Here is a 13337-nt window from a genome sequence, read left to right on the forward strand (position 1 = left end):
CCACCTCCCGCGACGCGGTGTCCTCCCCCGGGAGGACACCGCGTCTCCGTCTCTCCTCCGATGCCGGGGCACGGGGTTCCGGCGCACCCTGGAGGGGTCGGAACGAGGGTGTCGAGGAGGTGGTCGGGGTGGGTGCAGTGGCAGCGGTCCTGACGGGGGTGGTCGTGGTGGTCGGAGTGCTCGTGGTCGCCGTCCTGGCGCTGGGCGGTCGCGCGGCGCGCGCGGGACGGGAGTCGGGGCACCTGCTCGTCGCGCCCCGCGGGGCGCGCTTCGGCGACGCCTCCCGGCTCGTGGTCGTCACCGCGCGGCCGGCGGTCGTGCGGCCCGCGGTCCCGGAGCGGGTCGTGGTCCCCGTGCACCACGCCGGGCCCCGCAGCTGGTTCCACCGCGCCGCCTGAGCGTCCTCCTCACGCGGGCCGGCGGGAGCCGACCAGCACGAGGTGGACCGGGGCGTCGCCCGCGGCGGTCCAGCGGTGGGGCAGGTGGCCGGGCTGGTGCAGCAGGTCGCCCGCGGCCAGCCGCCACGTCCCGGCGCCGGTGACCTCGACGTCGAGGGCGCCCGCGAGGACGAGCACGGCCATCTCCCCGGGAGCGTCGAACCACCCGCCGAGGTGCTCGCCGGGGGCGACGCGGTACTCCACGACCTCCAGCCCGAGCCCGGGCCGCGCCAGCCGGGCCAGGCCCACGGCCGCCCCGGGGTCGTCCGAGGCGGGCAGCGGGAGCGCCTCGCCGGACCGGACGACCGTGACGCCGCCCCGGTCCGCCGTCGGGGCGGGCGGGCCGGGGAGCAGGTCCCCGGGGGCGACGCCGAGGCCGGTCGCGATCCGGTAGAGCGTCGACATCGACGGCGACGACAGGCCCCGCTCGATCGTGGACAGGAACGGCTGGCTGATCCCGACCCGGGTCGCCAGCGCCCGCATGGACAGGCCCGCGCGCTCCCGGCGGTCGCGGACGGCCGCGCCCACGAGCGCGGCGAGGCCGTCGTCCTCGGCGGGGGTCTGGTCGGCAGGCACCTCCGGATGATATCTCTGAGCTATCACCCACCGAGGAGGGCCCATGGCCGAGCAGTTCACCGTCCCCACGGTCGACATCAGCCCCTACGTCGGCGACGGCACCGACGACGAGCGGGCGGCCACCGCACGGGCCCTCGACGAGGCCTGCCGCACGGTCGGGTTCGTGCAGATCACGGGGCACGGCGTGCCGGCCGCGGCCGTCGACGGGCTCACCCGCGCGATGGACGGCTTCTTCGCCCTGCCCGCCGACGTCAAGGGCACCTACCGCTCCCCCGCGAACCGCGGCTACAGCCCGCCCAAGAGCGAGTCGCTGAGCCTCAGCCTCGGGGTCGAGTCGGCGAGCCGCATGAACGACTTCTTCGAGGCGTTTAACGTCGGGGTCGAGGACCAGGCCGCGAACCTCTGGCCCGCCGAGGCCGCGGGGTTCCGGGCCGGGGTGGAGGCCTGGTTCGCGGAGGCCGGTCGCGTCGCCCGCGTCCTGACCACCGTGTTCGCCGACGCGCTGGGCCTGCCCCGCGGGTTCTTCGACGCGTCCACCGACCACTCCCTCGACGTGCTGCGGATGAACAACTACGCGCTCCCGCCCGGCGAGGTCGAGCTGGACGGCGACCTCACGGGCATGGGGGAGCACACCGACTACGGCATCGTGACGGTGCTGTGGGCGGACCAGGTGCGGGGGCTGCAGGTCCTCGCCTCCGACGGCACCTGGCACGACGTCGCGCCCGCGGACGGGGCGCTGCTCGTGAACCTCGGCGACCTCATGGCGCGGTGGACGAACGAGCGCTGGACGTCCACCCTGCACCGGGTCAAGCCGCCGATCGTGGACGGGACGATCGAGCGCCGCCGTTCCGCCGCGTTCTTCCACGACGGCAACGTGGACGCCGTGATCGCCGCGCTCCCGACGTGCGTGGACCCGGGCGCGGACCCCACCTACCCACCGATCACCGTCGGGGAGCACATCGCCGCGAAGCTCGCGGGCTCGCGCGCCGGGACGGCGAACACCGCGGCCGAGCGCGACGCCGCCCGCGTCCTGGCCGCGGGGCGCTGACCGGTCGCACGAGCGCGGCCTGGAGGTCCAGCGGGAGAGGCGGTCCGGGCGAGCGCGCTGCGCAGGACGGACCGCTGACGCCGGCCCCGGACGGTGCTCGACGCGCGCGATGCCCCGAAGGTGTGCGACAGTCTGGTTGCAGGTAGTCCTAAAGGACTACCTCCGCCTTCTCCTCCGGGCGAGCACGACCACTCCAGACACGGGTGGGATAGAGACGAACAGCTGGGCCACGACGCCAGACGGCGGCGACCAGCTGCAGGGCTGCCCAGGACGCGTTCCGCACCTGTGCAGCGCGGCCAGCGCATCGTGCCGCGGCCCCTCCGGGGCCGCCAGGTGTCATCGAGCCGCGAACCCTGCACCCTTCGTCACGCCACACACGATCACTGAGGACACCACCATGGCCAACACCGCCACGCCCAACACCACGACCCGCACGGTCCGCACCGCGAAGAAGAGCGGACTGGCCGTCGCCGCGCTCGGCATCGTCGTCTTCAACATCTCCCCGCTCCTGAACTGGGTGCACCTCGAGAACACCGACACCTCCCGCACGGGGTACGAGACGGACTCGCTGGTCCCCTTCATCGCCTACCTGGGCATCGGCCTGCTGCTGGCGATGGTCTACGCCGGCAAGCGCGCCCGCCGCGGCCAGCACCGCGGGCTGACCCTCGTCTCCATGGCGGTCGGCATCGCCGCCACGCTGCAGTGCATCCTGTTCGCCCTCAACCCCATGGGTGGCCTCGAGCGCGGCGACGAGCTCAGCGCGCAGATCGGCGTCTTCGTCGGCATCATCGGTGCGGCGATCTGGGCCATCGGCTCGGGTCTGCTCGCCAAGGAGATCGAGGGCGACGACCACGAGGACCGCGACCACACCGGCCGCGCGGACTCCGCTCACCGCTGATCCTCTAGAACCACCTGCACGGAGCCACCCCGGCCGGCCACGCGCCGACCGGGGTGGCTCTCGTCGTCTCACCGGAACCTGGAGCCGTTGCGGTGGATCACGTCCCGTTGATGGCCCCCTCCGGGGCACGCCTCGCCGAGTCGCGGCTGGTCGCTCCTCCAGCCGTCAGTAGGGCGGGGGATCGGTGCTGGTGTCGTAGGTGTGGCCGGTGGGGGAGGTCCACCGCCAGCCGCGCTTCGGCAAGGGTTTGACCTGCCAGCGGGTGTGGGTCTTGAGGCGGTGGTGATGCCGGCACTCCGGCGCCAGGTTCTCCGCGGTGGTCCCGCCACCCTGGGCGAACGGGACGACGTGGTCTAGGTCGCAGTTCTGTGCCGGTCGCGTGCAGCTGGGGAAGATGCAGGTCGTGTCCCGGGCTTGAACTCTGCGGGCGATCCTCGCGGAGGGTCGGTAGGTGCGGTCCCCCACGTCGATCACGGTCCCGGTGGGGTCGGTGAGGATGCGACGCCAGGTGCCGCAGGCCGCGAGGTCGCGGGCGACCTCAGCGGGAACGGACAGGGACAGGGTCGGGGTGACGACTTCGGCGGGTTCGTCGTCCAGCCCGAGCAGGGTGGTGGCCGCGACGGTGACGTTGACCTGCACCGACGGGGAGGTTCCGCGGCCGGTGTTCAGGTCGAGCAGCGCGTCGACCCGGCGGGCCGCGTGGGAGCGACCGTCGGCGTCCACGCCACGGGGGTTCTCCGGGTTCGTGGCGTCGGCGCATCCGGTGAGGAACGTGTCGAGCCGCAACGCCTCAGCGAGCGGGAGCACCCCGGTCAGGTGGGCGGTGACCCCGTCGTCGCAGGCCTCGATCCGGACGAAACGGCCTGCCTCGCGCGTGGCCCTGGTGCGGCGGGTGTGCCCGGCCGCGAGGCTGTGCAGCTTCCGGGTGAGGCGTCGGCTGAGCTGGGCGCGGCTGAGGCGCTGAACCCCCTCCAGGCAGGTCTTCTCCAGCTCCGCCCGCGCCACGCGCAGGGCGTCCTCGGAGTACAGGGGTTCGCCCTCGTCGCCGTCGACGGCCACGACGGGGGCGGTCAGCAGAGCGGCCGCGTCCTGCATCGCGTTGACGTGGCCGTGGTGGAGGTCCCCGGCGGTGTACGCGTCCAGCGTGGCCGGCAGGTCCTCGGTCAGCGTCTTCGCCTGGGTGATGCGGTGGTGGGCGGTGCCGTGCCCGATGCGCAACGCGGCGCACAGTTCACTGGCCAGGACCTGCTCCCCGGTGAGCTGCACCGGCTCAGCGGAACCTCCGTCCGCGGGGGCGAGGCCCGGGTGTTCCGCAACTCGCCGCCGGCGGAGTTCCTCCACGGCGTGCAACCCGAGGGCGTCCATGCGGGAACGTTCGCGGTCGAGGGTGATCAGCAGGTCGACCAGTGCGGCGTCCCCGGCACCCGGGAGGGTGTCGGGTGCGGGGAGCGCAGCTGCTTCGAACACGTGTACGAGTCTACGGGAACCACTGTCCCGCAACCAGAGTCACTTCCGTGAGGGTTCCTCACCCGTCGTCGTGGGTGTCCCCCACCCCGGCGCGGATGCGGAGCTCGTGGGGGAAGATGAGGCGTGCCGTCCTCGCAGAACTCCCGGGTGGTCCTCTTCGACGCCGACGGGGTGCTGGTGAACTCCCACCAGGGGTACCGCAGCGTCTGGGACCGGTGGTCGGCCCTGCACCGGCTGGATCCCGTCGCGGTGCTCGCGGCCACTCCCGCGCGCCGGCCCGTGGACACGATCGCCGAGGTCGCTCCGCACCTGGACGCCGACGCCGAGTACGCGCGGCTGGTGGCCCTCGTCGCCGAGCTGCCCGATGCGTTCCCGGTGTTCCCCGACGCGGCGCCGCTGCTGGCGCAGCTGCCGGCCGACCGCTGGGCGGTGGTGACCAGTGGCGACGCCGCCTCCGTGCGGGCCCGACTCAGCGCGGGGGCACTACCGCTGCCCGCGGTGCTGGTGGACGGGCGTTCCGTCACGCGCGGCAAACCCGACCCGGAGGGGTACCTGCTGGCCGCCCGGCTGCTCGGGGTGCGGCCCGAGGACTGCCTGGTCGTGGAGGACGCGCCCGCCGGCGTCGACGCCGCGCGAGCCGCGGGGATGCGGGTGGTGGCCGTGACCACCTCCCACGAGGCAGGCGACCTGCGGGCGGCGGACGCCGTCGTCGCCTCGCTGGCCGAGGCGCAGCTCCTGCTGCTCTCGTGGGTGAGCTCAGGAACCGGCCTGACACCTGGTCACTAGACCATCGACCGGATCCGGGCGAGCCACTCGAGCCCGAGTTGCCGTCCGCCCGGCAGGCGGTCGTCGCGGTCCCAGCGCCACGTCGTGGCCAGCGCGAGGGTCAGCACCCGGCACGCGCGCAGGACGTCCGGGTCGAGGCCGGGGTAGTGGTCGGCGACCGCGTCGGGTGCGTGGGCGACGTCGAACTCGACGGGGCCGCGGCAGCAGGTCTCGAGGTCGATGAACAGCGGACCCTCGGCGGTGGTGAGGACGTTGCCCGGGTGCGGTTCGCCGTGCAGCAGCTGCTCGTCGCGGCCGGCGCCGTCGATCACCCGGGGCAGGCCTCGCAGCGTCCGGGTCAGCAGTTCGCGGCCGGCGTCGTCGAGGTCCGGGGTGAGCTCGCGGTCCGCGAGGAGCGCCAGAGCCTGCTGAACCCGCCCCGCGTAGTGCGGCGCGGGGAGGTCGACGCGGCGCAGGCCGTCGTGCAGCCGCGCGAGGGCGTCGGCGTAGGCGGCGGGTTCCGGAACGGACGGGTCGGCGGTTTCGTGGTGCGCCCACAGCGTCACCCCGAGACCGTCCCGCTCGTGCATGCGGGCCGGCACGCGGGGTTCGGGTGCGGCCACCGGGCTCCCGTCCTCGGCGAGGCGCCGGACGAGTTCCAGCTCGAACGCCGCGACCCGGTGGGCCGTCGACGTCACGCGGGCCACGGTGTCGCAGGGCAGGAGCCGCACGGTGAGCCGGTTGGAGTCCTGCAGGACCACGGCCTCGTCGACCACGAGGCCCAGCGAGGACGCGCTGGCCGACGCGGCGGCCAGGGCGCGGGCGCGCTCCGCGGCCTCCACCCGTCTCAGACCTCGGGGGCCACGGGAACTCCCCGCGTGACGCGCAGGAACTCCAGCTTCTCCGCGTCCGCTGAACCCGCGGCGACCGTGTAGACGACCAGCCGCAGGTCGCTGCCGGGGACGGACAGGACGTCGCAGTCGCAGGTGATGTCCCCGACGTCGGGGTGCTCGACCGTCTTGCGGGACGAGACGTGCCGGCCCACGGCGCCCTGCTCCCACAGCGCGGAGAACCGAGGGCTGGTGGTGCGCAGCTCGGTCACCAGTGCGGCCAGGCCCCGGTCGTGCGGGTAGTCGAGCAGGGCGCCGCGCAGGTCGGAGACGAGCGCGCTCGGCAGCCCCTCCTCGGCCTGGCGCACGGGCCACGACGACAGCCCGCTGGACCCCTTGGTGAAGACGGCGCGGAGGAGGTTGAGCTCCCTCGTCGTGCGGTGGCTCGGGTCCCCGATCAGCGCGGCCCAGGTCGGCGTCCACGTGAGCAGGGTCCAGTCGGCGCTGAACACCCCGACCGCGAACTCCCCGAGCTGGGCGACGATGCGCTGCACCCCGGCGGGGACGTGCGTGGAGATCGTCCCCTGGGCCGGCGGGAGCAGGCCCGCGAGGCGGTAGGCGTGGTCGCGCTCCCCGGGCTGCAGCTGCAGCGCCCGGGCCAGCGTCGCGACGACCTGCGCCGACGGGTTCGTCGCCCGGCCCTGCTCGAGCCGGACGACGTAGTCCACGGACAGGCCGGCGAGGTCGGCCAGCTCCTCGCGGCGCAGCCCCACGGCCCGCCGGCCCGGGCGCTCGGGCAGGCCGACGTCGCGGGGGGACAACCGGTCGCGCCAGCGGCGCAGGGCCGCACCCAGGGTCTCGTCCACGCGGACCATGGTGCCCCGGGCCGGGACGGCCGTCCTGGTACTGCCCGTCCTACCGTCGGGCAGGGCACTGGTCGCCCCTCCCGCTCGGCCGCACAGTGGGCCCATGACCACCACGTTCATCACCGGAGCCAACAAGTCCCTCGGTTACGAGGCCGCCCGCCGTCTCATCGCCGCCGGGCACACCGTCCTGGTCGGCGCCCGCGACGTCGAGCGCGGCCGGGCCGCCGCCGACGCCCTCGGGGCGCGGTTCGTCCAGATCGACGTGACCGACGACGCGTCCGTCGCGGCGGCCGCCGCCGACGTCGCCGCCCACGAGGGGACGATCGACGTCCTCGTCAACAACGCGGGCGTCAGCGGCCCGCACAAGCCCACCGACGAGCTGACCGCGGCGGACGCCACCGCGGTGTTCGACGTCAACGTCGTCGGGATCGTCCGCGTCACGCACGCGTTCCTCCCACTGCTGCGCACGTCCGCGAACCCCGTGGTCGTCAACGTCTCCAGCGGCATGGGCTCGTTCGAGGCCACCCACGACGCGGCGCGCGTCGAGTCCTCGTTCGCGGCGCCGCTCTACACGTCGTCGAAGGCGGCCGTGACGATGCTGACCACGCAGTACGCGAAGTCCCTGCCCGGCGTGAAGGTCAACGCCGTCGACCCCGGGTACACGGCGACGGACTTCAACGGGAACAGCGGCCCGCAGACGATCACGGAGGGCACCGACGCGATCGTGGAGCTCGCCTCGATCGGTTCCGACGGCCCGACCGGTCAGTTCCGCGACCGCCACGGCGTCGTCGGCTGGTGACCGCCCCGCGCCGGCCGGGGGGACTCAGCCGGCGTGGGTGCCCGCCGTCACGGGCTGACCGGGCTGCAGCAGGGGGGCGATCCGGTTCCACCGGGCGATCTCGCAGCCGTCGGTCCGCTTGAACGTCGTGAGCACGTCCTTCCCGCCCCACCGGCCCTGCACGGTGGCGGTCTGCGGGCCGCCGTAGACCATCGTGCAGGCCATGTCCTTGGGCACGGGCCGGAACGGGTCGGGGAGGGCGGCCAGGGCGGCGCAGGCGTTCGCCGCGTCGGGGTGGTCCCCGCCGGGGGCGCCGTCGGCCCCGCACGTGAGCGTCCAGGTCTGCTTCCCGCCGCTGCCGTCGTCCACCGTCACGGTGATCGACTGCTCCGCCGCGGCCGTCGCGTCGCCGGCGGCGGGACTGCTCGCGCTCGGGGTGACGGCGTCGCCGCTGCTGCTGCTGGTCACGGGCGGACCTCCTGCCTGCTGCTCGCCGCACGCCGCGAGTCCCGCGAGCGCGAGGGTGGCCGCGAGGACCACCGCTGCGCGTGCGGTGCCCCGCGTCGTGCTCCTGCTCACCATGGTGACCTCCTGCGTCGCGGGCCGCCCCTGCGGGGCGTGCCGGGGGTCCGACGCGAGCCGCGCGGCGCCGGTTCCCTCGCGTCGTCGCTCAGCGTGCTCCTCTCGTGCCAGAGTCGTGGGCCCACCCCCACCCCCTGCGGAGGATCCGTGCCCGACGTCCCGCCGTCCGACGTGCTGGCCGAGGAGCAGCGCTACCTGGACCGCGCCCGCGCCGAGCTGGAGCGCATGCGCCTGCACACGCTGTCCCTGACGCCCGACGGCGGGGACGCGATCGCCGACGAGGCGCTCGCCTGGGCGCTGGCCCAGCGCGCGGCCGGCCTCGTGGACGACCCGGCGACCACGCTGTTCTTCGGGCGCACCGACCACGACGGCGGCGAGCGGTTCCACATCGGCCGCCGCCACGTCACCGACGACGCGGGCGACCCGGTCGTCGTGGACTGGCGCGCCGAGGTGTCCCGGGCCTTCTACCGGGCGAGCCGCGCGGAGCGCGAGGGCGTGGTGGTGCGGCGGCGCTTCGGCGTCGAGCAGGGGCGCCTGACGGCCTACGAGGACGAGCACCTGCTGGCGACCGTCGCGCCCGACGAGGACGGGCGCGCCAGCGCGATCCTGGCCCGGGAGATCGAGCGGCCCCGCTCCGGGCCCATGCGCGACATCGTCGCGACCATCCAGCCCGAGCAGGACGTCCTCGTGCGCGCCGACGTCGCCACGACCGTCTGCGTGCAGGGGGCGCCGGGGACGGGCAAGACCGCCGTGGGGCTGCACCGCGCGGCCTGGCTGCTGTACGCCCACCGCGACCGCCTCACCCGCCAGGGCGTCCTCGTGGTCGGGCCGAACCACGCCTTCCTCAGCCACATCGCCGCGGTGCTGCCCGCGCTCGGCGAGGTGCAGGTCGAGCAGAGCACCGTCGAGGACCTCGTCACCCGCGCCGCGGACGGGCGCAAGGCCGTGCTCGTGCGCGGCGAGGACCCCTCCGACGTGGCGACGCTGAAGGGCGACGCCCGGCTCGCCGAGGTGGTCCACCGCGCGGTCTGGTCCGCGGTCGCGGTGCCGCGCGACGTGCTGCCCGACGGCGCGGTCGTCGTCACGCGCGGGACCCGCCGCTGGCGCGTGCCCGGCTACCTGGTCGAGGACCTGCTGGCCGAGCTGCGCTCGCGGGGCATCCGCTACGAGGCCGCGAGAACGCTGCTGCCGCAACGCCTCGCGCACTCCGTGCTGCAGCTGCTCGAGGCGGCGGGGGACGCCCCGGACGACGCCGTGCAGGACGCCGTGGCCCGCAGCGCCGAGGTGAAGCGCGCCGCCAAGCTGCTCATGCCGCCGCAGGACCCCGCGAAGGTGCTGCACCGCCTGCTGTCCGACCCGGACTTCCTCGCCGCCAACTCCGAGGGCGTCCTCGACGACGCCGAGCGGGCCCTGCTGGCGTGGGCGAAGCCCCCGCGCACGCCGGGGGCGGCGCGGTGGACCCCGGCCGACGCCGTCCTGCTCGACGAGGTCGCGGAGGCGCTGCAGCGCACGCCGTCCCGCGCCCACGTCGTCCTCGACGAGGCGCAGGACCTCTCCGCCCTGCAGCTGCGCGCCGTCGGCCGGCGGTGCTCGACGGGCGCCGCGACCGTCCTCGGCGACATCGCGCAGGGCACGACCCCGTGGTCGGCGCGGTCCTGGGAGGAGGTCCTCGGCCACCTCGGCAAGCCCGACGCGACGCTCGAGGTCCTCGACCGGGGTTTCCGGGTGCCGTCCGCGGTCATCGACTACGCCGCGAAGCTGCTGCCCCGCATCGCCCCCGACCTGAGCATCCCCACGTCGGTGCGCGAGGACCCGGGCCACCTCGACGTCGTCGCGACGCCGCACCCGGTCGCCGACGCGGTCGCGGTCGTCGCGGGCCTCGTCGCGCAGGAGGGTTCCGTCGGCCTCGTCGTCGCCGCGGCCGCGCTGGAGGAGGCGGCCGCGGCGCTGACCGCGGCGGGCGTCGAGTTCGCCCGGCTCGACCGGCCCGACGAGGACACCCCGCGCCGCGTCGCGCTCGCCCCCGCGAGCCTCGTCAAGGGCCTGGAGTTCGACCGGGTCGTCGTCGTGGAACCCGCCGCGATCGTCGCGGGCGAACCCGACGAGCGCACCGGGCTGCGCCGCCTCTACGTCGTCCTGACCCGGGCCGTCACGGGCCTCACCGTCCTGCACGCCGAACCGCTGCCCGCAGAGCTGCGCTGAGGTACCGGCTGCGCTGAGCCAGGCGGTTGCGCCGATCGGGCGGTGTCCGGGGCGGAAGTCCCGCGCCCGGGCCGCGCGGCGCACCCGGCACCTACCGTGGACGCCAGTCGCCCGCCGTCCCCGGAGGTCCCCGCTCGTGCCGCTCGTCGCCATCGACCCCGACGGCGTGCTCGCCATGTCCGCCGCCACCGCGACGGCCGCGGCCGCGCTCGGCGGCCGGGCCCGGGAGCTGCAGCAGCGCCTCGACGGGCTGAGCGCGCTCGCCGGCCCGGGACCGGCCGTGCGCAGCCGCGCGTGGGCGGTGGAGGAGGACCTCGCGGCGCTGGCCGGGGTCGCCCGCGAGCGGGCCCAGCAGTACGTCGACGTCGAGGTCCCGCTGCGCGAGCTCCTCGGCCTCGGGTTCTGGATGCCCGACCCCGGGAACCTCGCCGTGCGCACCGACGAGTCGGTCACCGCGAACATCGAGCGGATGCTGCGCTCCGACGAGTTCGGCGCCGTGCCCCTCGGGCTGAGCCAGAGCCTGCTCACGGCTTACCGGAAGCCCCTGCTGGCGCTCCCGGCCCCCGGGTCGATCCTGCTCGACCTCGACTTCACCCGGCCCGCGAACGTCGTCGACCAGGTGCGGGGCGTCCCGCTCGTGCAGCGGCCCTCGGGCCTGCTGGTGCCGGTCGGGTCGTCCGCCGACCCGGCCGTCGAGGTCGTGACTGCCCTGTCGAAGGGGCCGGACGTCCACCAGCCGGGCGAGCGGTTCCTCACCACCGGGGGCTTCGGGCGCCCGCCGGCGTGGGCGCGCACCAGCGGCAGGGCCCTGGGCGTCGTGGGCGCCGGGCTGACCGTCTACGACTCCTTCGCCGGCCAGTGGGAGCACGACCAGCGGTACCACCCCGAGTACGGCACGGGCCGCCGCGTCGCCGAGGCGTCCGCCGTCGCCGCCACCGAGGGCGTGGGTGCGGTCGCGGGCGGCATCTACGGCGCCCAGCTGGGGGCGACCGTCGGCAGCTTCATCCCGATCCCCGTCGTCGGGACCGTGGGCGGGGCCCTCGTCGGTGGGGCGATCGGCGCCTTCGTCGGCAGCAAGGCCGGCAAGGCCGGCGGCCGCGTCCTCCGCGAGGGCGGTCACGCGCTGTGGAAGAAGGTGTTCGGGTGATCGCGCCCGCGCTCGTCGGGGCCGTCTGCTCGCTGGCCCTGCTGACGTCCGGGGCGCTCTACGCGGCGGGGTTCGCCCGCGTGCTGGCGGTGACCGGGGTGTTCGGGCCGTACACGCCGCTCGGCGTCCTGTGGCTCGGGGCGGGTGGCCTGCTCGGCTCCGTCGTCGCCCTCCTGTCGTCCTCGCCGGGCCGCCTGTCGCCGCCCGCCGCCGTCGGGCTGGGCGCCCTGTTCGTGGCGGCCGTCCTCTGCTGGGCCGTGGGCCTGGTCGGGCTCGTGTGGCTGCCCCGCTTCCTGCGCCCCGCGTGGCTGCGCACCTGGGTCGACGCCGGCCGCCCCGAGGCGGAGGCCGCCCGGTGGCGGCCGCTGCGGCGCGGGACGCGCTGGTGAGCGCCGACGACGTCCGCACGGGCGGCAAGGTCTCCGACCCGGCGTCGGGCCTGCGCCTGCCCCTGCCCGCCGGCTGGTCCCGCGTCGACGGCCCGCCCGGGCACGTGACGATCGCGGCCGACCGCGCCTGGTCCGCGGGCGGCGCCGAGGTCCGCTTCCGCCCCACCGTCACCGCGTCGCGGGTGCCCCTGGCCCCCGGCGTCGACGCCGCCGCCCTCGGCACGGCCGCGCTGGCCGGCGCCCTCGCGAGCGTCGAGGACGGCCGCGTCCTGGCCTACGACGTCAGCGCGGACGACCCCGCGACGGGACCGCTGACCGGCCGCCGCCTCCTCTTCGCGCACCGGCAGGGGCGGGCCACGATCGCCGTCCTGCAGGCCGTCACCGTCGTGGACGGCCACGGCGTGACCGTCACCGCGAGCTTCCCGCTGCTGCAGTGGGCCGCGCTGCGGCCGCTGGTCGGGGCCGTCGTGGACGGGGTCCGCGCGGACGCGCCGACGGCTGCCGAGGTCCCCGCCGCCGGGGAACCGGCCGAGGGCCCGCGCCGGGACCCCTGGTTCGCCGCCCGCGGCGAGGACCTCGAGGACCTGGCCCGCGTCGCGGAGGCCCAGCCGGCGCCGGCGGCCGGGCTGCGGCTGAGCCGCGCGGCGTTCGACCACCTCGCCGGCGCCCGCCGGCGGGTGGCGCCGGAGTTCCGGGACGAGCTCGTCGCCGCGGGCCTGCTGCGCGCCGGGGGCCGGCCGAGCGAGGACGGCGCGGGGCTCGTCGCCCTCGCCCGCGAGCGCACGGGGCACCTGCGCCTGGAGTCGGCCCGCGGGGCCGCGCCCCTCGCCCTCGACGTCTCCCTGCACGGGGCGGACGCGCTCGTGGTGACCACCGCGGCGCCCGGCGAGCTGCCCGCGGACCCGCGGGGCGGAGAGCTGCGGGACGCGGCGGGCGTCGTGACCGTGGACGTCGTCGACGCCTCGCTGCTGCCCGTCGTGCTGGCGGGCTTCGTCGGCCTGGGGCCCGCGTGGTCGGCGGGCGGTGCCGTGGAGCTCCCGCAGGACCTGCTCGCCCGGCGGGCCGCCGACCCGCGCACCCCGCCGCCGGCCGACGCCGACGCGGCCCTGCTGCGCGCGTGGGCCCAGCCGTGGTTCCTCTGCACCCTGCACGCGGACGGGCTGGACGCCGACCGGCTGCTGCTGAACGCCGGCGCCGCCGGGACCTACGTCGTCCGCACGCAGGGCGAGGGTCCGGCCAGCGTGGCCAGGCTGCAGCCCGTGCCGTCGGCGCTGCTGTTCGAGGACCTCGTCCGGATCTGCGACGCCGTCGTCGACCGCGCCCAGCTGTCGCCGCGCTGACCGGCTCCCTCT

14 protein-coding genes are annotated in these 13337 nt (G+C 75.9%); 9 read left to right on the forward strand and 5 right to left on the reverse strand.

All coding sequences use genetic code 11. The features are described from left to right. Positions 1 to 128 precede the first annotated feature (128 nt). A complete protein-coding gene (locus tag F1544_RS13075) occupies positions 129 to 398 on the forward strand; it encodes a hypothetical protein (protein WP_167586039.1) in 270 nt (89 codons plus the stop codon). Positions 399 to 407: 9 nt separating this feature from the next. Here the strand turns inward: F1544_RS13075 and F1544_RS13080 are convergent, their stop codons facing one another. Next, a complete protein-coding gene (locus F1544_RS13080; RefSeq protein ID WP_208971815.1) occupies positions 408 to 1013 on the reverse strand; it encodes a helix-turn-helix domain-containing protein in 606 nt (201 codons plus the stop codon). A 43-nt stretch (positions 1014 to 1056) separates the two neighbouring features. On the opposite strand from F1544_RS13080, the gene F1544_RS13085 reads away from it, so the two are divergent. Then, positions 1057 to 2061: an isopenicillin N synthase family dioxygenase gene (locus tag F1544_RS13085; RefSeq protein ID WP_167586041.1), complete on the forward strand. Its 1005-nt coding sequence runs from the start codon at positions 1057 to 1059 to the stop codon at positions 2059 to 2061. Positions 2062 to 2458: 397 nt separating this feature from the next. Then, positions 2459 to 2959 (forward strand): hypothetical protein, encoded by a 501-nt coding sequence (locus F1544_RS13090; RefSeq protein WP_167586043.1) that lies wholly within the window; start codon positions 2459 to 2461, stop codon positions 2957 to 2959. A 165-nt stretch (positions 2960 to 3124) separates the two neighbouring features. On the opposite strand, the gene F1544_RS13095 is transcribed toward F1544_RS13090, so the two are convergent. After that, a complete protein-coding gene (locus F1544_RS13095; RefSeq protein ID WP_167586045.1) occupies positions 3125 to 4426 on the reverse strand; it encodes an HNH endonuclease signature motif containing protein in 1302 nt (433 codons plus the stop codon). Positions 4427 to 4549: 123 nt separating this feature from the next. Between F1544_RS13095 and F1544_RS13100 the strand changes: the two genes are divergently transcribed. Then, entirely contained in the window at positions 4550 to 5212 is a 663-nt protein-coding gene (locus F1544_RS13100; protein WP_167586047.1) for an HAD-IA family hydrolase, read from the forward strand. Here the strand turns inward: F1544_RS13100 and F1544_RS13105 are convergent. Continuing rightward, complete coding sequence (locus tag F1544_RS13105; RefSeq protein ID WP_167586048.1) at positions 5209 to 6033, reverse strand: phosphotransferase enzyme family protein; 825 nt, start codon at positions 6031 to 6033, stop codon at positions 5209 to 5211. The two genes, F1544_RS13100 and F1544_RS13105, sit on opposite strands and share 4 nt — an antisense overlap. 5 nt (positions 6034 to 6038) lie before the next feature. Next, positions 6039 to 6887 carry a helix-turn-helix domain-containing protein gene (locus F1544_RS13110; RefSeq protein WP_167586050.1) on the reverse strand — a complete coding sequence of 283 codons (849 nt, stop codon included), beginning with the start codon at positions 6885 to 6887 and terminating at the stop codon, positions 6039 to 6041. Positions 6888 to 6990: 103 nt separating this feature from the next. Between F1544_RS13110 and F1544_RS13115 the strand changes: the two genes are divergently transcribed. Further along, the gene (locus tag F1544_RS13115) at positions 6991 to 7686 is read left to right on the forward strand and encodes an SDR family NAD(P)-dependent oxidoreductase (protein ID WP_167586052.1); all 696 of its coding nucleotides are present in this window, start codon (positions 6991 to 6993) and stop codon (positions 7684 to 7686) included. Between the two features lie 24 nt (positions 7687 to 7710). On the opposite strand, the gene F1544_RS13120 is transcribed toward F1544_RS13115, so the two are convergent. Beyond that, entirely contained in the window at positions 7711 to 8247 is a 537-nt protein-coding gene (locus F1544_RS13120) for an SSI family serine proteinase inhibitor (RefSeq protein ID WP_167586054.1), read from the reverse strand. Positions 8248 to 8394: 147 nt separating this feature from the next. Between F1544_RS13120 and F1544_RS13125 the strand changes: the two genes are divergently transcribed. The 4 genes from F1544_RS13125 (at position 8395) to F1544_RS13140 (ending at position 13325) form a co-directional block, all read left to right on the forward strand. Then, entirely contained in the window at positions 8395 to 10449 is a 2055-nt protein-coding gene (locus F1544_RS13125) for a HelD family protein (RefSeq protein WP_308470057.1), read from the forward strand. 136 nt (positions 10450 to 10585) lie between these two features. Beyond that, positions 10586 to 11596 carry a hypothetical protein gene (locus F1544_RS13130; RefSeq protein ID WP_167586056.1) on the forward strand — a complete coding sequence of 337 codons (1011 nt, stop codon included), beginning with the start codon at positions 10586 to 10588 and terminating at the stop codon, positions 11594 to 11596. Beyond that, complete coding sequence (locus tag F1544_RS13135) at positions 11593 to 11985, forward strand: hypothetical protein (RefSeq protein WP_167586058.1); 393 nt, start codon at positions 11593 to 11595, stop codon at positions 11983 to 11985. Before F1544_RS13130 ends, F1544_RS13135 begins: the two co-directional genes overlap by 4 nt. Next, on the forward strand, positions 11982 to 13325 hold the full coding sequence (locus tag F1544_RS13140; protein WP_167586060.1) for a hypothetical protein: 1344 nt from the start codon (positions 11982 to 11984) through the stop codon (positions 13323 to 13325). Before F1544_RS13135 ends, F1544_RS13140 begins: the two co-directional genes overlap by 4 nt. Positions 13326 to 13337: the final 12 nt, after the last annotated feature.

It is taken from the genome of Kineococcus rubinsiae (assembly GCF_011839805.1).
Classification (GTDB): Bacteria; Actinomycetota; Actinomycetes; order Actinomycetales; family Kineococcaceae; genus Kineococcus; species Kineococcus rubinsiae.